21 protein-coding genes are annotated in these 20,184 nt (G+C 53.4%); 6 read left to right on the forward strand and 15 right to left on the reverse strand.

Features of this window, described 5'->3' with window-relative positions:
• Positions 1-8: 8 nt before the first annotated feature.
• The 4 genes from cybH to CWO84_RS17890 form a co-directional block, all read right to left on the reverse strand.
• Positions 9-704 carry a Ni/Fe-hydrogenase, b-type cytochrome subunit gene (gene cybH, locus CWO84_RS17875; RefSeq protein WP_101054313.1) on the reverse strand — a complete coding sequence of 232 codons (696 nt, stop codon included), beginning with the start codon at positions 702-704 and terminating at the stop codon, positions 9-11.
• Complete coding sequence (locus CWO84_RS17880; protein WP_133120718.1) at positions 701-925, reverse strand: hypothetical protein; 225 nt, start codon at positions 923-925, stop codon at positions 701-703. Before CWO84_RS17880 ends, cybH begins: the two co-directional genes overlap by 4 nt.
• A 94-nt stretch (positions 926-1,019) precedes the next feature.
• The gene (locus CWO84_RS17885; RefSeq protein WP_101054319.1) at positions 1,020-2,816 is read right to left on the reverse strand and encodes a nickel-dependent hydrogenase large subunit; all 1,797 of its coding nucleotides are present in this window, start codon (positions 2,814-2,816) and stop codon (positions 1,020-1,022) included.
• Complete coding sequence (locus CWO84_RS17890; protein ID WP_192376338.1) at positions 2,816-3,907, reverse strand: hydrogenase small subunit; 1,092 nt, start codon at positions 3,905-3,907, stop codon at positions 2,816-2,818. The genes CWO84_RS17885 and CWO84_RS17890 overlap by 1 nt, the downstream gene beginning before the upstream one ends.
• Between CWO84_RS17890 and CWO84_RS24500 the strand changes: the two genes are divergently transcribed.
• Positions 3,906-4,061 carry a hypothetical protein gene (locus CWO84_RS24500; RefSeq protein ID WP_165786372.1) on the forward strand — a complete coding sequence of 52 codons (156 nt, stop codon included), beginning with the start codon at positions 3,906-3,908 and terminating at the stop codon, positions 4,059-4,061. The genes CWO84_RS17890 and CWO84_RS24500 overlap by 2 nt on opposite strands.
• Before the next feature lie 358 nt (positions 4,062-4,419).
• Positions 4,420-4,869 (forward strand): hypothetical protein, encoded by a 450-nt coding sequence (locus CWO84_RS17895; protein WP_101054322.1) that lies wholly within the window; start codon positions 4,420-4,422, stop codon positions 4,867-4,869.
• Between the two features lie 94 nt (positions 4,870-4,963).
• Here the strand turns inward: CWO84_RS17895 and CWO84_RS17900 are convergent, their stop codons facing one another.
• The 9 genes from CWO84_RS17900 to gcvH all read right to left on the reverse strand — a co-directional run bounded on the left by CWO84_RS17900 (position 4,964) and on the right by gcvH (position 10,786).
• Positions 4,964-5,293: a hypothetical protein gene (locus tag CWO84_RS17900; RefSeq protein WP_205800421.1), complete on the reverse strand. Its 330-nt coding sequence runs from the start codon at positions 5,291-5,293 to the stop codon at positions 4,964-4,966.
• Positions 5,294-5,481: 188 nt separating this feature from the next.
• Complete coding sequence (locus tag CWO84_RS17905) at positions 5,482-5,997, reverse strand: hypothetical protein (protein WP_101054325.1); 516 nt, start codon at positions 5,995-5,997, stop codon at positions 5,482-5,484.
• Positions 5,998-6,038: 41 nt separating this feature from the next.
• Complete coding sequence (locus CWO84_RS17910) at positions 6,039-6,671, reverse strand: protein-methionine-sulfoxide reductase heme-binding subunit MsrQ (protein ID WP_165786374.1); 633 nt, start codon at positions 6,669-6,671, stop codon at positions 6,039-6,041.
• A gap of 2 nt (positions 6,672-6,673) precedes the next feature.
• Entirely contained in the window at positions 6,674-7,603 is a 930-nt protein-coding gene (msrP, locus tag CWO84_RS17915) for a protein-methionine-sulfoxide reductase catalytic subunit MsrP (RefSeq protein WP_101054328.1), read from the reverse strand.
• Positions 7,604-7,707: 104 nt separating this feature from the next.
• Positions 7,708-8,085 (reverse strand): hypothetical protein, encoded by a 378-nt coding sequence (locus CWO84_RS17920; protein ID WP_133120719.1) that lies wholly within the window; start codon positions 8,083-8,085, stop codon positions 7,708-7,710.
• A 100-nt stretch (positions 8,086-8,185) separates the two neighbouring features.
• Positions 8,186-9,001, reverse strand: coding sequence for a nucleoside triphosphate pyrophosphohydrolase (gene mazG, locus CWO84_RS17925; protein ID WP_171697505.1), 816 nt, complete (start codon positions 8,999-9,001; stop codon positions 8,186-8,188).
• Positions 8,998-9,930 (reverse strand): carbohydrate kinase family protein, encoded by a 933-nt coding sequence (locus tag CWO84_RS17930; protein ID WP_033157836.1) that lies wholly within the window; start codon positions 9,928-9,930, stop codon positions 8,998-9,000. The genes mazG and CWO84_RS17930 overlap by 4 nt, the downstream gene beginning before the upstream one ends.
• Before the next feature lie 103 nt (positions 9,931-10,033).
• Positions 10,034-10,393, reverse strand: a complete 360-nt coding sequence (locus tag CWO84_RS17935) for a diacylglycerol kinase (RefSeq protein ID WP_033157835.1) — start codon at positions 10,391-10,393, stop codon at positions 10,034-10,036.
• Between the two features lie 9 nt (positions 10,394-10,402).
• Positions 10,403-10,786 (reverse strand): glycine cleavage system protein GcvH, encoded by a 384-nt coding sequence (gene gcvH / locus CWO84_RS17940; protein WP_033157834.1) that lies wholly within the window; start codon positions 10,784-10,786, stop codon positions 10,403-10,405.
• A gap of 166 nt (positions 10,787-10,952) precedes the next feature.
• Here gcvH and CWO84_RS17945 point away from each other — a divergent pair, with 166 nt between their 5' ends.
• Positions 10,953-11,981: a hypothetical protein gene (locus CWO84_RS17945; RefSeq protein WP_033157833.1), complete on the forward strand. Its 1,029-nt coding sequence runs from the start codon at positions 10,953-10,955 to the stop codon at positions 11,979-11,981.
• A 7-nt stretch (positions 11,982-11,988) separates the two neighbouring features.
• On the opposite strand, the gene CWO84_RS17950 is transcribed toward CWO84_RS17945, so the two are convergent.
• Together CWO84_RS17950 and CWO84_RS17955 are read right to left on the reverse strand one after the other, a co-directional pair.
• Positions 11,989-13,029, reverse strand: a complete 1,041-nt coding sequence (locus CWO84_RS17950; protein WP_033157832.1) for an MJ1255/VC2487 family glycosyltransferase — start codon at positions 13,027-13,029, stop codon at positions 11,989-11,991.
• Positions 13,029-13,550 (reverse strand): phosphatase PAP2 family protein, encoded by a 522-nt coding sequence (locus CWO84_RS17955; protein WP_033157831.1) that lies wholly within the window; start codon positions 13,548-13,550, stop codon positions 13,029-13,031. Before CWO84_RS17955 ends, CWO84_RS17950 begins: the two co-directional genes overlap by 1 nt.
• Before the next feature lie 278 nt (positions 13,551-13,828).
• On the opposite strand from CWO84_RS17955, the gene CWO84_RS17960 reads away from it, so the two are divergent.
• The 3 genes from CWO84_RS17960 to CWO84_RS17970 all read left to right on the forward strand — a co-directional run bounded on the left by CWO84_RS17960 (position 13,829) and on the right by CWO84_RS17970 (position 20,010).
• Positions 13,829-15,286, forward strand: coding sequence for a potassium transporter TrkG (locus CWO84_RS17960; protein ID WP_033157830.1), 1,458 nt, complete (start codon positions 13,829-13,831; stop codon positions 15,284-15,286).
• A gap of 98 nt (positions 15,287-15,384) precedes the next feature.
• Complete coding sequence (gene secF / locus CWO84_RS17965; protein ID WP_033157829.1) at positions 15,385-16,314, forward strand: protein translocase subunit SecF; 930 nt, start codon at positions 15,385-15,387, stop codon at positions 16,312-16,314.
• A 48-nt stretch (positions 16,315-16,362) separates the two neighbouring features.
• Positions 16,363-20,010, forward strand: coding sequence for a pyridine nucleotide-disulfide oxidoreductase (locus CWO84_RS17970; protein WP_101054335.1), 3,648 nt, complete (start codon positions 16,363-16,365; stop codon positions 20,008-20,010).
• Positions 20,011-20,184: the final 174 nt, after the last annotated feature.

The raw sequence follows: 20,184 nt of genomic DNA on the forward strand, positions 1-20,184 counted from the left end.
CTACGAATTTAATGCGCATCGTCCACCGGCTTGTCATCTTTAAAGGTCCGCCAGCCGGTCGCAATGGTGGACAGCATGCTCTGCCCGGATAATTTATCCTCGCGCACCGCGACATATATATGAATCAACACGAAGCAGACGATGAACCACATCACCAGATGGTGCCAGGTGTGCACGGTTTGACTGTCGCCGAACAGCGGCAACAGCCAACTGCTGAACAGTGTGTATTGCCAACTGCCCTGCCCCTCGCCTTCGCCATACAAGGCAAAGCCGGTGAAGATCATGAACAAGGAACCCCACACCAATACAAAATGCATCGCCAAGATTGCCAGCGGGTTGTGACCGATGTAGTGGCGCGGTGCTTTGGTCAAAAACGCATACCACAACAGTTCCTGCAAAACGCCGTCCCAAAAATGCGCTTGTAGCAAGGGCGGCAGAAAGATTTGCTTAGCATGTTCGTTGCCCGCATAGGCCCAGTAAATACGGCCTAGAAAGCCGATCACCAATACATAACCAGCGGCAAAATGCGCGAAACGGATGTAACCCATCAGAAAATGCTCACTAGCTTCGCCGACCGGCGAAGGTATAGGCGATGCGATCAAATAACCGCTTACAGCCAGCACGGTGATCGCCAGCGCATTGATAGCATGCCAGAGTCGAACCGGAAGTTCGTAAACGTAAACCGGAGCGAGTGGTGCGCTCATTGCGGTCTCCGGCCCGATGCTTTGCTGCGAAGCCAAAGGCTACGCAGCAGTGCTGCCGCCGCTATCGATAAAACTGCTGTAAACAGATGCGGCAGCCAGGCCGAGTAAGCGGTCAGCATATGTTCCAAGCTGTGCGTCAAGGCATCGATGCCGGGGTGGCTGTGGGCTTCGGCTTGGCCGAAAATCAGTAACAAGGCGATGAATGGCAATATTTTGTTCATAAGCTCTCCCGGTAGGGTGGATAAGGCAAACGCATCCACCATGGAATTTGAAAAAGGCGGGTGCGCTACGCTTATCCGCCCTACATTTTTATGGTTATCGGACTTTCACCCGTGTCAATTCCGTACCGTCCGGACTCATCACGTGCGTCGAACATGCCAGACACGGGTCGAAACTATGCAGTGTGCGCAAAACTTCCACCGGTTCGTCCGGCACCTCGACCTTGGTGTTCATCAGCGAAGCCTCGAAGGCGCCGATATTGCCTTGCTCGTCGCGCGGCGAACCGTTCCAGGTGGTGGGTACCACGCATTGGTAGTTGGCGATTTTGGTGTCTTCAATTTTCAACCAATGACCCAGCGCACCGCGCGGGGCTTCGGTGAAACCCACACCTTTGACGCTGCTCGGCCAGGTTTCCGGATCCCAGCGCTCGACATTGGCAGTGCTTAAATCGCCGGCCTTTAGATTGGCCATCAACTTGTCCATGAAATAGCGCATCTTGCCGGCGGCCCATTGCGCTTCCAGACCACGCGCGGCAGTTCTGCCCAATGTGGAGAACAAGGCGCTGACTGGCACGTCCAGGGTTTTCAGGACAAAGTTGATCTGTTCAGTCATTTCTTTGTTGCCTTGCGCATAGCCGATGACATAGCGCGCCAACGGCCCCACTTCCATAGCATGGCCGCGCCAGCGTGGAGCTTTGATCCAGGAATATTTGGCGCTTTCGTCCAGCTCCTGAATATTGGTGCGGTCGCCCTTGGTTTTGGCGCCGATTTTATAGTTCGGTTCGGTGATGCCCTCCCAAGGATGCAAGCCTAGCGCTTCGTCCGGGTATTTATACCAGGAGTGCGGTACGTATTCCTTAATTTGCTCGGGATCGGTCAAGTCCACTTCGTGGACTTTCGTCAGATCGCCGTTGATGATCGCGCCGCGCGGCATCAACAAGTTAGCGGCAGAATAGTCGTTGGCTTTGTCCGGGATGTCGCCGTAAGACAGCATGCTGGCCCCGGCCAAACCACCGCCGTACATCCAGCCTTTGTAGAACTCCGCAATCGCCAGTAAATCCGGAATATAGACCTGGTCGATAAAGGTGATGGTGCGGTCAATAATCGACGAAATCAGGTTCAAGCGCTCCATGTTCACCGCACCGACCGCGCCGACGCCGTCCAGATTGATCGCACAAGGCACGCCACCCACCAGCCAATTCGGATGCGGATCTTTGCCGCCGAAGATGGTGCGGATTTTCATGATGTCTTTTTGAAAATCCAGCGCTTCCAGATAATGCGTGACCGCCAACAAATCGGCTTCCGGCGGCAGCAAATAGGCCGGATTAGTCCAGTAACCGTTCTTGAACGGGCCAAGCTGGCCGGATTCGACGAACTTTTTCAGGCGGTTTTGGGTGTCGCGGAAGTAGCCGGGCGAGGATTTGGGATTGCTCGGCGAAATTTGCTGTTGCAAGGCCGAAGTTGCTACCGGATCGGCCTTCAAGGCATTGACCGGGTTAACCCAATCCAAGGCATGCAGATGATAGAAATGCACCAGGTGATCGTGAGCCTGCAAGCTTAGTTGCATGATATTGCGGATCGAGTTGGCGTTTTCCGGGATCTTGATTTTCAATGCATCCTCGACCGCCCGCACCGATGTCAAGGCGTGGGTGCCGGTGCAGACGCCGCAGATGCGTTGCACGAAGGCCCAGGCATCGCGAGGGTCGCGGCCCTTTAAAATCACTTCCAGCCCACGCCACATGGTGCCGCTGGAGATGGCGTTACGGATGATGTTGTCGTCGTCGATATTGACTTCGCAGCGCATGTGGCCTTCAATGCGGGTGACCGGATCGACCACCACACGGCGGCCGGCGTCGTTTAAGTTAAAACCGTTGGGGGTGTTTCGGACTGTCATTATTGCTGCGCTCCTGGTTGTTTATCCCCGGCTTGTTTGGCGTTATTTAGAGCCGTCAAACCGGCATGCGCGGCGACACCGGCACCGACAATCGCGGCGGCGGTGCCACCGACCACATCGGCGTTGGCTTCGATACCGAATTGATTGATACCGGTAAGGCGGTCGTAAAAGCTGCCTTTATCCCAGAAACCATCCTCGGAACAGCCGATACAGCCGTGGCCCGATTGAATCGGAAACGAGGTGCCTTCGTTCCATTTCACTGTGGAGCAGGCGTTATACGTGGTTGGCCCCTTGCAACCCATTTTGTACAGGCAGTGACCCTGGCGAGCGGCTTCGTCGTCCCATTGCTCGACGAATTGACCGGCGTCGAAATGTGGCCGTCTGTAGCATTTGTCGTGAATGCGCTGGCTATAGAACATCTGCGGCCGGCCTTGTTTGTCCAGCGTCGGCAGTTTATCGAACGTTAATAGATAAGCCACCACGGCGGTCATCACTTCAGCAATCGGTGGGCAACCAGGCACCTTAATAATAGGTTTGTCGGCCAAGCCGGGGACTTTATGGACCGGCGTGGCGCGGGTTGGATTAGGCTTGGCGGCTTGTACGCAACCCCAGGAGGCACAAGAACCCCAGGAAATGATGGCCTTGCAACTCTCGGCGGCATATTTGAGTTGCTCAACAAATGGCTTGCCGCCAATAATGCAATACATGCCGTCTTCGGCCAGCGGCGGATTGCCTTCCACGGCCAGGATGTAGTTGCCTTTGTATTTTTCGACGATCTCGGTGACGATGGCTTCGGCGTTATGACCAGCTGCAGCCATGATGGTGTCGTCGTAATCCAGCGACAACATCGACAAAATCACGTCTTTGGCTAAGGGGTGACCGGAACGGATGAAGGATTCTGAGCAGCAGGTGCATTCCAGGCCGTGTAACCACAACACTGGGATGCGCGGCTTGGTTTCCATCGCATGGGCGATTTTCGGCGCGAAAGCCGGCGACAAGCCCAGCGAGGCAGCCGTTAAACTGCAGAATTTCAGAAAACTGCGGCGGGTGATGCCTTGCCTGCGCATCACGTCGTAAAAGGTTTCGATCATGGATACTCCAGTCGTCGTTATGGCTAATCGAAGTGACTGGCTTGACGACGGCACGCGAGCTGAGGCGTTGCTTGTTGTTATCCAGACCTTCAACAGCAAGTTTTCAAAACCGCCCCAAGCAGCTGTGCCGTCCACCATTTGCGCAAACGGTTGAAAACCTTTGATTGTTATTATTTGGACGACAACATCCTGCTCGTTTAAGACCGGCGTTGCCCCGCCATCCATTAGCAACATCCATGCCGATCAGCGGGTAGCGCTAAAACCTTTAAGATCGTGGGACAATTAGCATTTAACCTTGCTCTACTCCTGTCTGCTAAGCAACAAAGCCCACAAAACCACGCGAAATTGGCGGAAATACGACATTGAGGTTGAGTTAAGAATGGCGGCGAAAAACCTCTCAGCACTTGGTTGACAGGTCTGAGGAGGGGCGGCTACAGTGAATAAACGTCCGCAAAGCCTTTGAGACTGGACCAACCCAAAATAATTAAGCTGAAACAACACCAGGAGCCCCTATGAACCGCTTTATCATGCTCATGTTACTGACTTTATGTAACACCCATGTCTTGGCCGATTGGGACCCGGAACTGGAAGCGCAAGAACAAGCAAAGCGGGAAGCCACACAGCGCGCCGAACAAGTCAAGCAGCGGGAGGCGCAAAAAATGATCGACGCCGCGAATGCCAAAGGCAACCAGGAAATGATGGACAGCAAACGCAAAAACCTGGGGGCGGCAGCCAAGGGTAAATCGGATGCGGAAGTGAATCGTTTGTACGACGCCAAGATCAAACAAACCACAGACGAGGCCAATCGCTTGGCTCAGGAAGCTCGCAGTGCGCTTAGCCAAGGCCAAGGCGCGGCGGCGGTAAAACAAGTAACCGGCAAAAGCCTGCAGGAATTGGAAAATATGTCCGATGAAGAAGCCGACGCCCTGTCTCGGGAATTGGAAAAGAAATACGGGCAATGAGGAATAGTGCCTCGCGCCCGCCGTTCGGATAAACAATCCCTAGCCTAGAGATTCATCCGCTCACACTCCCGGCAAAGGAACTGTCGGCTCTGGCTTATTCGCCGTCTATCTCTTGTTCCAGCAAAGTCCGCAGGCCGGCCGGCATTTCCAGGGTTTCCGGATCCCAGCCTTCCAGCTCCAGCACATCTTTCAGGCATTCTTCCATGATCAAATGGGCTTGTTGCGTGGCATCGGCAATCCGTTGATGCACCCGGGTTTGCACCTCGCTACCGCTGCGCTCTGAACAATGGGCTTGGTAATCAAACAGTTTACGTAAGCTATCAATCTGTCCGCCCACTTGCGACGGGCAGGAACACATGTACAAAATCCCCTGGACGTTGATACGTTTGAGTTGTTGATTGCTAAATTGGGTTTCCAGTTTCATGATGCGAGCTCTCGATTTTCTCGTTTATTATAATTATCGGGTTGGCGCCAACCCTGGCTCTAATTCTTTTCCGCCGCATACGCCGCTAAGCTTCGACCGGTGGCATAGGCTATCAAGGCCAAGGCCAGTTATCAACTTTAGGCAGATTCGTTAGCGCCAAGAAGCTAATTTTAACAATCAATCCAAGATCAAGCCGGCGCTAAACCACCGCTGATCAATTGCCGGGTACGGGCATAGGTTTCCTGAATGATTAAGGCATCGGTGCTGGCCCGATGCCGCAACAAGGCCATATCCTGAATCACTTGCCGTTTGGTTTGGCTCCAGATATCCATCTGCGCTTCTTTTAATATCATTTCCAACGCGCTGAGATAAAAACCCGGCTGTACGCCGCAGCGAAAAAACAAGCGAGATAACCACGGCTTATCAACCACCCAGCCATCGCTATACACCGTTTTACCGGCTAAAAAATCATTCAATTCGCTGGCCACCAGGGCGACGGGTTTTCCACAATTGACTAAGATCTCTCGACTGAGCCCATGCACGCACTCAGCCTGCGCATCCCAGTGAGTCCAATCGCTGGCCGGCTTGATCAGCGCGCAATATTTTTGCCCGTTTCCCAATACCACGCCCACTTCGATAGGATAACTATCGAAGCCAAACCCGGAGGCTTCAAAATCGATGACATTCGGTCTGATGGTTTGCAACTGAGCATCCCTTTGCAAATCGTAAAACGTGTAAGCCTAGCCTAAATCGACGAATAAGATCGACGTAAACGGGCCGATTTAATTTTATAAAACCAGCGTAAAACCAGTAACAAAACCAGTATGCCGCCGAACAGCAAGGGCCGGCTCAGATCTTTTTTGACCAGCCAGGCAAAATGCACCACGCCGGCAACGGCAATCGGGTAAACCAAACCGTGCAAGCGTTTCCAGTTTTTGCCGCCGAGCCGGCGCTGCATGGCGTTGGTAGAGGTTACCGCCAGCGGAATCAGCAGCAAAAACGCCGCAAAACCAACAGTAATGTAAGGACGTTTCAGGATGTCTTTAGCAATAGCCGACCAATCGAAAAACTGGTCCAAAACCAAATACGTCGAAAAATGCAGGCAAGCATAAAAAAATGCAAACAAGCCCAGCATCCGCCTGAGCCGGACCAACCAGTTTGCGCCGCTTAGCTGCCGTAGCGGCGTGACACCCAGACTGATCAACAAAAACGTCAAGGTCCAATAACCGGTATTGTGGGTGATTTTTTCGATGGGATTAGCACCCAATTGGTCTTGCCAGGCCGCCGTCAGCAATAACCCCAGGGGCAGCAAAGCCGCCAAAAACACCAGCGGTTTTAGACTCCGCAGGTGACTATCGTCAAGCGCTTTCCAATTCATAGTTAAAAGTTTTTAGTCAAATCCATCCCGGTATACAAACCGGCTACTTGCTCGGCATAGCCGTTGAACGGCAAGGTCGGCCGTTTTAGAAAGTCGCCCAAGCGGCGTTCCTTGGCTTGGCTCCAGCGGGGGTGATCGACTGCCGGGTTGACGTTGGCATAAAAGCCGTATTCATTTGGACCGGCTTGCATCCAACTGGTCGTGGGCTGCTGTTTGACCAAACGAATCTTGACGATGGATTTGGCGCTTTTGAAACCGTATTTCCACGGCACGACAATACGCACCGGTGCGCCATTTTGATTGGGCAAGACTTCGCCGTACAAACCAAAAGTCAGCAAAGCCAAGGGATGCATGGCTTCATCGATCCGCAGGCCTTCGCGATACGGCCATTCCAATACCGCCCGCCGCTGGCCGGGCATTTGCTCGGGGTCGTGCAAGCTGACGAATTCCACATAACGCGCCTCGCTGGTCGGTTCCACTTGTTTCAACAGCTCCGCTAAGGGATAACCCAACCAGGGGATGACCATCGACCAAGCCTCCACGCAACGCAGACGGTAGATGCGCTCCTGCATCGGTGCCAATTTCAGCAAATCTTCGATGGCAAATTGTTTGGGTTTGCGGACCTCGCCTTCGACACTTACCGTCCAGGGCCGGGTTGTCAGACGGCCGGCCATTTTGGCCGGACCTTCCTTGCTGGTGTCGAATTCGTAAAAATTATTGTATTGGCTGACATCTTCCAAAGGCGTCAGTTTATCGGTCAAGCCGTAAGCTTCGGAGAGACTGCTTGCCAGTTTTTCTCCGCCAACAGCAGATCCTGCCAGCAAAGCGGCAGATCCGCCAAGCGCCAACTGCATGAAATGCCGGCGCTGGTAAAACAGCTCGCGCGGCGTGATTTCGGAAGCGGGAATTGCGGGGATGCCGGGAAGTTTCATGGGGACGCCTCGTGAAAAGTTTAGAACCACTCGACCGTATACCGGGCCAGCAGTTCCGCTTGCGGCAAAATCAGACCATGGGCTTTGCTGCGGTCGTCCACGCTCTATTTGTGTGGCTTTTTCTTGCTATCCGACTTTTTGGCTGCCGCCTTTTTTGTAGCAGTCTTTTTTGTAGCAGTCTTTTTTGCGGACTTGGCGACTTTTTTATGCGCGGATTTCCGTGGATTTTCCTCCGCTGTCACTTTCGCGGCGTCAGTTTGCGCAGACTGCTCTGCCAGATCCGCGCTATCCGGCGGCAAATCCGGCATCGGCAATATGGCAGCGTCGCTGCCGTCATCAACGGCTGCCCGGTCGCAGTCCGGCAAGTCTTGATCTTCAGGTGAGCAAATGACTCGATAGATAATTTTCCGGTCTTCGTTTTTACCGGTTTTAGGTTCTAGCGGCCTAACAATAGGCGCGGTGTCGTCTGAGATTGTGCCCAATAATTCGGCCGCGGCTGTTTCACTGTATGCCCAAACGCTAAAAAGCAAACTCAAATAACACGCCAGGTATATCGGGCGACTGGAATCACTACTACGCCGACTAGCCATGGGGCTGCAATTGCTTTAAGTGACGTTTGGCTTCATCCCATAAGCCGTCCAGTTCCGCCAATTCGCAATCGCGCAGCTCGCGACCGGAGGCTTCCACTTGCTTTTCGATGTAATTGAAGCGGCGGGTGAATTTTTTAGTGGCTTCGCGCAAGGCGATTTCCGGATTGACTTTCAGGTGCCGAGCCAGATTGACGACCACCAACAACAAATCGCCGATTTCCTCCTGGATATGGGCTTGATCGCCGGACTGCCAAGCTTCGTGGACTTCCTGCAACTCCTCGCGCACTTTGTCGAATACCGGCTCGGTTTCCGGCCAATCGAAACCGTGGCTAGCGGCACGATTTTGGATTTTCTCGCATTGCACTAGCGCCGGCAGGCTTTGCGCGACGCCGGCCAACACACTTTCGGTGTGCTGCGCAGGCTGTTTCAAACGGCGTTCTTGCGCTTTGGCCTCGTCCCAGGCTTGCTGGCGCTGCTCATCGGTATCGAATTTAACCTCGGCAAACACATGCGGATGCCGACTCACCAGCTTTTCGCTAATTGCCGCCGCGACTTGCTCGAAATCGAACAAACCGCGCTCATCGGCAATTTGCGAGTGAAACACGACTTGCAGCAACAGGTCACCCAATTCGCCACGTAAATCGTCGAAATCGTTACGTTCGATGGCGTCGGCCACCTCGTAAGCTTCTTCGATGGTGTAGGGAATCAGGCTATGGAAATCCTGCTTGACGTCCCAGGCGCAACCCCTCTCCGGGTCGCGCAAGCGGGCCATCAACGCCAGCAATTCCTGGGTTTTCGTCAAACTCAAAATGTCGAACCGAAGGTATCCTGATAGCGTTTTTTGAACTCCGCCATCGTGAAGGTGTGGTTCTGGGTGCCATTGTGCTCAATTTTGATCGCGCCCAACAGTGAAGCAATCCGCCCGGTAACATCCCAATCGTAATCGTTGATCAGACCATACAGCAGACCAGCCCGATAAGCGTCTCCGCAGCCGGTGGGGTCCAGCAGTTGTTTGGGCTTGGCGGGCGGAATATCGATCACTTCGCCGCGCGTGTATACCTTGGAACCGTTACCGCCCAAGGTGATGATCAAGGCGTCGACTTTTTCGGCAATTTGCTCCAACGTCAGGCCTGTGCGCTGCTGCATCAACTCCGACTCATAGTCGTTAAAGGTGGCGTAATTAGCCAGTTCCAGGAACGCCAACAATTCTTCGCCATCAAACATCGGCATGCCTTGGCCGGGATCGAAAATAAACGGAATGCCTTGCTCGGCGAATTGCTGGGCGTGCTCTTGCATGCCTTGCTTACCGTCCGGGGAGACGATACCAATGGTAATGCCCGAGTCAGACGGCACGGTATTTAAATGCGAAAAACTCATGGCACCGGGATGGAAAGCGGTAATTTGGTTATCGTCTACATCGGTGGTGATATAGGCTTGACCGGTGTAATGATCGTCCAGCACCTTGATATAACGGCTGGAAATGCCGCATTGGCTCAGCCATTGGGCGTAGGGTTCGAAATCGTGGCCGACGGTCGCCATGATAGACGGCTCTTCCTGCAACAATTTCAGGTTATAAGCAATGTTACCGGCGCAACCGCCGTATTCGCGGCGCAAGGCCGGCACCAGGAAAGACACGTTAAGCATGTGTACTTTCTCGGGGAGGATGTGATGTTTAAATTTGTCGTGAAACACCATGATGGTGTCGTAGGCCATGGAGCCACAGATCAATGCACTCATTATTATCCTTGTTTGACGATTTTAGCCGCCTTAAGGTAACGGATGTTTGAAACAGGCACAAGACGAAAGCGACAAAATCAGCCGCTCTCCTTGCCTTTATCCCTTACAAAAGAATCAACGCCCAGGTCACGCCGGCCCAAATCAAGGACAACATGACTGCCGCCGAGCCTATGTCCTTGGCGCGTCCGGATAACTCGTGATGCTCGAAACCGACCCTGTCCACGACCGCTTCTACCGCGGAATTCAGCAACTCCACCAGCAACACCAAAACCACGCTGCCGATTAACAAGACTTTTTCGATAGCGGTTTGCCCCAGCCAGATCGCCAGCGGCGTTGTGACCACGAACAAGGCCACTTCCTGACGAAACGCTTCCTCGTGCTGCCAGGTAGCCTTAAAGCCGGCGACCGAAAAAAAGCAGGCGTTAATCAGCCGCTTAAGTCCCTTTGCATTTTGATTTGCCATTACTTATTCCTACTCCTCGATCAGGGTCCGATAACCATCGGCATCCATTAATTGTTCCAGTTCCGCCGGGTTATCGGCTTTGATGCAAAACAGCCAGGTTTGATACGCGCCGTCGTTTACCAACTCCGGCTCGTCTGTCACCGCTTCGTTAACTTCAACCACGCTGCCGCTGACCGGGCTGAACAAATCGGAAGCTGTTTTGACCGATTCCACCACCGCCAGTTGTTCGCCCGCTTTTACGACCCGGCCGACATCCGGCAAGCCGATAAAAACGATGTCGCCCAATTCGGACTGCGCGAAGTCGGTGATACCGACGCGCACCAGATTGCCGTCTTCCAGCTTGGCCCATTCATGGGTTTGCGCATATTTCAAATTTTCAGGTGTTTCACTCATTTGCATTTCCCTCAAGCCGTCACAGTAATCCGAAAGGATAACCGGCTATTTTTTTAACACAACAAAAAATTACAGACGCCAGCCCAAACTTTATAATCCCGACTCTATGGGAAGCACTTACAACAAGTTCGGCCATTAAGACGTCAAACTACATTCAACAAAATTCATGCGCATAGCACTTTTCCTAGCAGGCTGGCTTGGCTTTGTTAGCCTGACTCCGACCGCCGCCAGGGCGGACGATGACGACGCCCCCGCAAGCACCGACCGAACTAAACCGGCCGACGGCAACGCCGCCGGCGACGTGTTACAGCTGAACAGCGCCGCGCAAAAGCGGGCCGGCATTCAAACCCAAACACTGGTAGTGGTTAAACAAACGCCCGAATTTGCCGCTTACGGCACGGTGGTCAATCCGGAACCACTGCTGAGCATCCGCCAGCAATTCCTGGCCGCCAGCGCCCAGCAAGACAGCGCCCAAGCCCGCTACAGCGAAGCGGCGCAAAACCTGAACCGCACCCGCGACCTGCATCAACAGGACATCGTTTCCACCCGCCGCTTGCAGGAACAGCAAGCTATCTGGCAGGCGGACAAAGCCAATCTGGCTGCCAACAGCTATCAGCAGCAACTCATAGCAGCCAACAGCCGCCTAGTGTGGGGCGACACCCTGAGCAACTGGTTTACCCATGCTCAGGATAAAAACGCCATGCAACTGCTGGAACATCGCGCCCAGTTACTGCAAATCACCCTGCCCGCGAATAGCCGGCTCGATCCCGGCGTCAAACTTATTCATATCCACGAACGCGGCCAGCGCCAAGCCGCCTTGCCCGCCGCGCTGATTTCCGCCTCGCCGCAAGTCGACCCTGTGTCGCAAGGCCCGCGTTATTTTTTCAAATGCGCGGACTGCCGCCTGCCCTTCGGCACCCATATTACCGCCTGGATTCCAGAGGGCGGCCAAGCCAGTAGCGGCGTCAATATCCCGCAACCGGCCTTGGTCTGGCATCTGGGTCAGGCTTTTGTGTTTATCAAAACCGATGCGGAGCATTTCAGCCGCCGAGCGCTCAAGCAATACAGCAGCAATAGCCAAGGTTATTTCGTCGCCGGCGATTTGCGGCCCGGCGAAGAAATAGTGACCACCGGCGCGCAAACGCTGTTATCGCAACAATTGAAAGGCCTGATACCGGACGAGGACAAGGATTAGAGCCGGCTTAGTGTTTTATCTGCAACACCTGGACCGATTCCCAAACCCGCTCAGTAAACTCCGCATCCATCGCCGGCATGCCATCCTGGAGCCACTGCACGATCACTTTAGCGATATTGGGATAGGTGACATGCACCGCATGGGGATTGTGCAGCCAGTCCTCGATCACCGCGTCATCCAAATCAAACATCGTATGGCCGTAGCCCAGTTGCTTTAATGCTTCGGCGTTGGAAATCTGCTCCATTTGCGCGTGCAATGGCTTGACCAGGATCTTCTTGCCCAATTGCAAGGACTCGCTGGCCAATTCGAAGCCCGCATTGCTGATGATGCCGGCGCAATCGTACAAATCCCTCTGGAAACCTGCTCTGGACAGTTGCTTGCAAACGATGTGCGGATATTTCGACACCGCCGGTTCCGGCGAGTACACATGAAACTCAAAATTTTCGAATGGGCACAGCAGCTTAACCACTACTTGCGGATCTTCGAAAGGCAAATACACCAATATTTTATTGGCCTGGGTGTTTTGCGGAAACGCCGGGGTTTCGATAATCGGCGGCAAAATCGGTTGGCCGAAATGGTGCCAGTGCAGACCTATGCCGATGTCCGCCGGGGCAAAATACTTCATCACCTGCTCGGCAATCGGATCGCCGCCGGCCCGGGGAATTTTGTGTCCAAAGGCGTATTGATGGCCGACACCCAAGACTTTTTTCTTTTGCCGCCTTGCCGCCCAGGCTGTGACCGGCTCGAAATCACTGATCACCAAATCGTAAGCGCTTAAGTCCAGGCTGCTGATGTCTCTGATAAAGCGGATAGGACTGGCCTCCAACGCGGTTTTTACGTAACTGACCTGGCCGTTATGGGTGTTAAAGGTCAAGCCGGTTTTGACTTGATAGCCGTTGAATACTTCCATATCGAAGTATTTGTCCGCCCGCCGGCCGGTAAATTGGAAGGTCACATCAAAACCCGCCGCATACAGTTCTTTCGCCATCACTCGGGCGCGGGTGATGTGACCATTGCCCGTGCCTTGCACACCATAAAAAATTTTCATCATAAAATGTAATTGAGACTAAAAATTGCCGCGCCAACCCCCAAGACCACGCCCATCAGCGTGTCGGTGGGAAAATGCACGCCCAAAACCACTCTGGAAAAACCGACCAGCGCGGCCCAAACATAAAGAGCCGGCAGCAACGACGGCGCAAAATACCCTAGCAAGGTGGCTACCATGAACGCGGCCGAGGTATGTCCGGAGGGGAAACTGAATTGATCCGATGGCGTAATCACGCTCTTGAAATCCTGCAGCGCTTGTTGCGGACGGTTGCGTTTAAAGCCTTTTTTTAGCAGCGTATAGACCGGTCTTTCGATTAGAAACGCTAATATCATGGCGCGTAACAACGCATCGTTGCTGCCTTGATCCCAATACAGCCAAGCCGCGAGAAGCACATACAGCAAACCGTCAGCGGTGCGGGAAATCATGCGGCAAAAGCGTACTAGGTAGGCATGGATGGCAACGCTGTTCAACCAGGTAAACATCGTCACGTCGTACTTATGAATGGAGTAAATCAGCTTCATGGTCTGGCCCTCGTTGTTTGCCGCGCGCGTCGACCGCGATCTTCACGCAGCAGTTGGAAATCGTCGATTTTCCGTTTCACGTTTATCCCTGATGACGAGGCCAGCTTAGAGATGCTTTGTGACAACAATATGAAGCTTTGTTTAAGCTTATGTGACAGGCCCATTTCGGCGATTGTTTGTTACAATTGCCGGCTGCGACGCACTCGGCTGTTTGGCGCGTTCGAGACCGGCGATCTATAACAACACGGCAAAACCTTTTCGGTTTTAATCAGGGCACTATGCAACGTTTTTGCACTATAGGTTTTGTACTCGGCCTGATCTTGATGGTCTTCGGCGTGACCTACGCGCTACCCATAGCCACTTCGCTGTATTTCGAGGATGGCATGGTCGATCACTTTGTAAACGGCATGTCGCTGAATATAGGGATTGGCAGCCTGCTTTCGGGCGTGACGATGCGCTTTCGCGGCGATGTGAAAACCCGAGACGGCTACTTGCTGGTAGCTTCGTTCTGGGTATTGATGTCTTCCGCGGCCACATTGCCGCTGATTTGGGGCATACCCGGCCTGTCGTTCACGGACGCTTTTTTTGAATGCGTTTCCGGCTTTACCACCACCGGCGCCACAGTATTAGTCGGTCTGGACAATTTGGCACCGTCACTGAACCTCTGGCGACACGAGCTAAACTGGATAGGTGGATTGGGCATCATCGTCCTGGCCGTGGCAATTTTGCCGTTGTTGGGTGTTGGTGGTATGCAGTTGTATAAAGCCGAGATCGCTGGCCCGGTCAAGGACAGCAAAATCACCCCGCGCATCACCGAAACCGCCCGCTTGCTCTGGCTAGTCTACGCCGGCGCCACCTTAGCCTGTATCCTGGCATTGAATTTGGCCGGCATGGGTTGGTTTGATGCCATTTGCCACTCCTTTGCCACGCTCGGCTTGGGCGGGTTTTCGACGCATGACGCCAGCATCAGCTTTTACGATTCGGCAGCCATCGAACTGGTACTGACTATTTTCATGTTGATCGCCGCGATGAATTTCGCCACGCACTACACCGTACTGCACAATCGCAGCCTTAAGCCTTATCTCTCCGACCCCGAAGCAATACCAATGTTGGGTGTGTTAGCCGGCAGCATTTTGCTTTGCAGCGGCTATCTATGGCATTTCAATACCTATCCTGATTTCTTTATCAGTTTGCGCCACGTGACCTTCAACCTGGTATCAATAGCCACCGACTGCGGGTTGATGAGCGCGGATTTTGACGCATGGCCGCCGTTTGTGCCGTGGTGGATGCTTTACCTGAGCTGCATTACCGCCTGCACCGGCTCAACCGGCGGCGGCATCAAGATGTTCAGAACCCTACTGCTTTGGAAACAGGCGGGACGGGAAATGTTCAGCCTGCTGCATCCCCGCGCGGTCAATCCCATTCGGATTGGCGACACGCCGATTGCCAACAAAATCATCTTCGCCGTTCTGGCGTTTATTTTTCTGTACTTCATTTCTATTGTGGTGATGACTTTCACCCTGATCTTTACCGGACTGGACCCGATTTCCGCCCTTAGCGCCGTAATCGCCTGTATTAATAACGCCGGCCCCGGCCTAAACCAGCTAGGCCCATCACATAGTTACGCCAGCCTCAGTGATTTCCAAACCTGGATTTGCGCAATAACCATGTTACTCGGCCGCCTGGAAGTCTTTACGCTAATCGTGCTTTTTACACCCACTTTCTGGAGAAAATAGTACAATTCGTCGCCTTATCGTCCGCAAGCCCTCTATAAAAACAACATAGATTTAGCGTGCCCGGATCGCAACACTTACCACTTATCAGGAACATTGGCATGACTTCCGCTACACATATTGATTTTCTTAGTAAAAGAAAGCTGGCCTTTTACTTTTCCGGCACGCTGCTGTTAATTTCCATTGTTTCATTTTTCGTCAAGGGTCTGGATCTGGGCATAGACTTTACCGGCGGCAGCGTCTACGAATTGCATTACAACCAAGCCGCCGATCTGGACAAAATGCGCAGCACTCTGGAACAACAAGGCTTCGCCGATGCCAATCTGCAACATTTCGGCAGCGCGGCTGACGTGTTAATCCGCTTGAAGCCGGTAGAAAACATCAGCCAAAAAGAGCTTAGCGAAAAAGTGCTAAATGTCGCTAACAGCAGCCAAAGCCAACCCGGCGAACTGCGCCGCGTGGAATTCGTCGGCCCGCAAGTGGGCGATGACTTGGTCAACGATGGCGGCCTGGCCCTGTTCTTCGCTTTTGTCGGCATCATGTTTTACGTCAGCATTCGCTTTGAGTGGAAATTATCCTTGAGCGCGATCGCTGCCTTATTCCACGACAGTATCATCACGATGGGTTTTTTCTCGGTATTTGGCTGGGAATTCGACATGACCGTGTTGTCGGCGATTTTGGCGTTGATCGGTTATTCCATCAACGACACCATCGTGGTCTACGACCGGATTCGTGAAACCGTCCGCACCAGTCGCATCAAGGAATCGATTAACGACATCGTCAATACCGCGCTGAACGACACGCTGAGCCGGACCATTCTGACCTCGTTAACCGTCTTCTTAACACTGTTGGCCCTAGCTTTCCTCGGCGGCAAAACCATCCACGGCTTTGCGATTGCTATGCTGATCGGCGTCGTTAAAGGCACCTACTCGTCGATTTACATCGCCAGCTCGCTCGCTTTGAGCCTGGGCTTGAGCCGCGACGACCTGATGCCGCCCGCCAAAGACAGCGTCGTCGACGACATGCCTTAACCCGAATTTTCATTTATCACTTCAAGCGAACGCTCACGGAATAACTTGATGACACAAAAGCTTAATACTCGCGACCTTACCCAACTCACCCTCGGCATTCCCGGATTTGCCTATAAAGACTTGTACGATGCCAAACGCCTGTCTGATTTGTTGACGGTATTCGATCAGTCGGTACAGCAACACGATGCCGCCTTGTTTGCGGAAATTACTGCTTACCGCGCCTGCGGCAGCGAAGGCATGAAGCCCGAGGAAGTTTCCGAATTATTGGTAAGAATGGCACCGCTAGTCGGTACCTTCGTCGCGCGTTTATTCAATGTCAGCGATGTGCGCGACCAACAAATCGGCCATATTCGTGGCGAATTCGACGCAATATTTGTTTATCGCACAGAAATCGTTGGCAATTTGAGCAAGTTGTTCAAAGGGCAAACCATTGAAGATTGGGATATTGCCGCACTGCGCAGCCAACTGAATGGCTTATTGACCGCTGCTGACAAACAGGATTTATTCCAGGCCGATCCGGAATTGGCGATTAGCCAAATCGGCGCCGATTTATGGCGCTTGTCGCAACAGGCGGACATTACGGATGCCGAGCTTGCCGCGTTCAAAGACCAATTGAGCGGCTACGACAGCCCTGCTGCGCTGGTAGCCGGCCTGCTGGACATCGTCCGTCGCTGGAGTTTTGCCGCCCAGCACGACCCGGAATTAAAAGCCTATGTCGCCAAATGGGTGAGTTTCAAGGTGCCGGAAAAAACCAATCTGGACAATCTGGTTGACCACGAAACCGTTGCACAAAACGGTTATGACGTATGGGCTTGCGACGATCACCATCACCGTCGCCGCGACGGCTTTGCCTTGACCGACAAGCGCTTCAAACAACGTCAGGTGCTGTATGAAGTGGATCATTGCATTTACTGCCACGACCGCGATAACGATTCCTGCTCCAAAGGCATCAAGAACAAAAAAGACGGTACGTTCAAAACCAATCATTTGAGCGCACTGATGACCGGCTGCCCGCTGGAAGAAAAAATCTCCGAGATGCACGTGGTCAAACGCCAAGGCGACAATATCGGCGCGCTGGCGATGATCATCATCGACAATCCGATGTGCCCCGGCACCGGCCACCGGATATGCAACGATTGCATGCGCGGCTGTATTTACCAAAAAACCGAGTCGGTGAATATTCCGCAAATCGAAACCAATGTGCTGACAGACGTATTGTTCATGCCTTGGGGTTTTGAAATTTACAGCCTGTTGACCCGCTGGAATCCTCTGAATGTCAAGCGCTCCACCGCCCTACCGTATAACGGCAAAAACGTGCTGGTGGCCGGCATGGGTCCGGCCGGTTATACCTTGTCGCACTATTTGCTGAATGAAGGCTTTGGCGTGGTGGGTATCGATGCCTTGAAAATCGAGCCGCTCCCCCTGCATCTAACCGGCGACCGCGATAACGTGCCGATGCCCATCATGGACTTCCAAGACCTTTACGAAGACCTGGATAAACGTGTGTTGCTAGGTTTTGGCGGCGTGGCCGAATACGGCATTACCGTGCGTTGGGACAAAAACTTTTTGAAAGTCATTTACCTGACTTTGCTACGCCGCAACGCTTTCAAATGCTACGGCGGCGTGCGTTTCGGCGGCACCATCACCATCGACGAAGCCTGGGAGATGGGTTTCGACCACATCGCCATTGCCAGTGGCGCCGGCAAACCAACGGTGATCGATCTGAAAAACAACATGACCCGTGGTATCCGCAAAGCGTCAGACTTCTTGATGGGCCTGCAATTGACCGGCGCGGCTAAAGAATCCTCGCTGGCTAATCTACAAGTTCGGCTACCGGCCGGCGTCATCGGCGGCGGCTTGACAGCCATCGATACCACCACCGAATTACTGGCTTACTATCCTGGTCAAGTCAGCAAGATTTTGCATCGTTACGAAAAACTGGTGGCCAAATACGGCGAAGCGACGGTGCGCAGCCGTTACGATGGTGAAGAACTGGAAATTCTGGAAGAGTTCCTGGCGCATGGCCGCGTCATCGAACAGGAGCGCGAACGCGCCGCCGCCGCTGGTGAAACACCTAACTTCCTGCCTTTCCTGAAACAATGGGGCGGCGTGACGCTGTTCTACCGTAAAGGCATCAAAGACTCGCCAGCATATCGGCAAAACCACGAAGAGATCCACGAAGCGCTCTCGGAAGGCATTTATCTGGCCGAAGGCATGAGCCCATTGGAAGCGATCGAAGATCAATACGGTCATTTGCAAGCCGTACGCTTTGAGAGGCTGACCGAGCAAGACGGTAAATGGCGCAAAGCCGATGAAGTGAAAGTGAAGCTGCGCGGCCTGTTCATCGCCGCCGGCACAGCGCCCAACACGATCTACCAGTCCGAACATCCGCGCACTTTCGCGATGGAAGGCAAATTTTACAAACGTCACGAACCCGACTGGTTGGACGGCAAAGCGCAACTGGCGCCGATGGCCGATGAAGCGCAAGTCAAAGTGGGCAAACCGGCACCGTTTACGTCTTATGTTAGCGACGGCCGCTACATCACTTTCTATGGCGATAACCATCCGGTTTATGCCGGCAACGTGGTAAAAGCCATGGCCAGCGCGAAAGACGGTTATCCGTATATCGTTCAACTGTTTGCCAACGAGCTTGCTGGATTGGACGCCTCACAGCAAGCACAACGGGATGCCCAATTACGCGACTTGCAGGACAGACTGGATGCGACTTTCCTGGCGCATGTCGTCGAAGTGAATCGTCTGACACCCACCATCATCGAAGTGGTCATCAAAGCGCCCGCCGCTGCGAAACATTTCGAACCCGGCCAGTTCTACCGGGTGCAAAATTACGAATCACTGGCCCCTGTAGTCGAAGGCACCACACTGGCCGCCGAAGGCTTGGCTCTAACCGGCGCCTGGGTAGACAAAGAAAAAGGCTTGGTATCATTGATTGCCCTGGAAATGGGCAGCTCCAGCCGCTTATGCGCCACCTGGAAAGTCGGCGATCCGCTGGTATTGATGGGCGTAACCGGCGCCCCAACCGAAATTCCAACCGGTAAAACCGTGCTGTTGCTGGGCGGCGGTTTGGGTAACGCGGTATTGTTCTCAATCGGTAAAGCCATGCGCAATGCGGGAAACAAGGTGCTGTATTTCGCCGGCTACCGTAACAGCGAAGACTTGTTCAAGGTGCCGGAAATTGAAGAAGCGTCCGACGTGATTGTTTGGGCGGTAGACGACAGACCCGGCAACGAAGCGATCCCGGTCACTCGGCCACAGGATAAAACCTTCGTCGGCAACATCGTCGAAGCCATGGTGTCTTACGCCACCGGAAAATTAGGTGACACCAGCATTCGTCTGCAAGACGTGGATCACCTGATCGTTATCGGCTCGGATCGAATGATGGCAGCGGTAAAAGCCGCACGCTTTGCCGCTTTAAAACCGTACTTGAAGGAAGGCCACGAGGCGGTCGGCTCAATCAACTCGCCGATGCAATGCATGATGAAAGGCGTCTGCGCCCAATGCTTATGCAAACACGTGGATCCGGAAAGCGGCGAAGAGAGCTTTATGTATTCTTGTTACAACCAGGATCAGGCGCTGGATTATGTGGATTTCCCGAATCTGGCAGCCCGCCTGCGGCAAAACACGGTACAGGAAAAACTGTCCTCACTCTGGCTGACGTATTTACTCGAAGCCCAATGATAACAAGATAGGCAGACATTAAGCCTATCCCCGGTAGACTACAGACCCGATCCGTATCGTCGCTCCCGCAAAGGCCGGAGACAAAAGGCTTTAACGAATTCCCGCCTGCACGGGAGTGACGAATATATTGGATTAATGGCAGGGTTAAGCATATAAAACCGAAGCATTCCTAGC

The sequence above is a fragment of the Methylomonas sp. Kb3 genome (assembly GCF_002834115.1).
Lineage (GTDB): Bacteria > Pseudomonadota > Gammaproteobacteria > Methylococcales > Methylomonadaceae > Methylomonas > Methylomonas defluvii.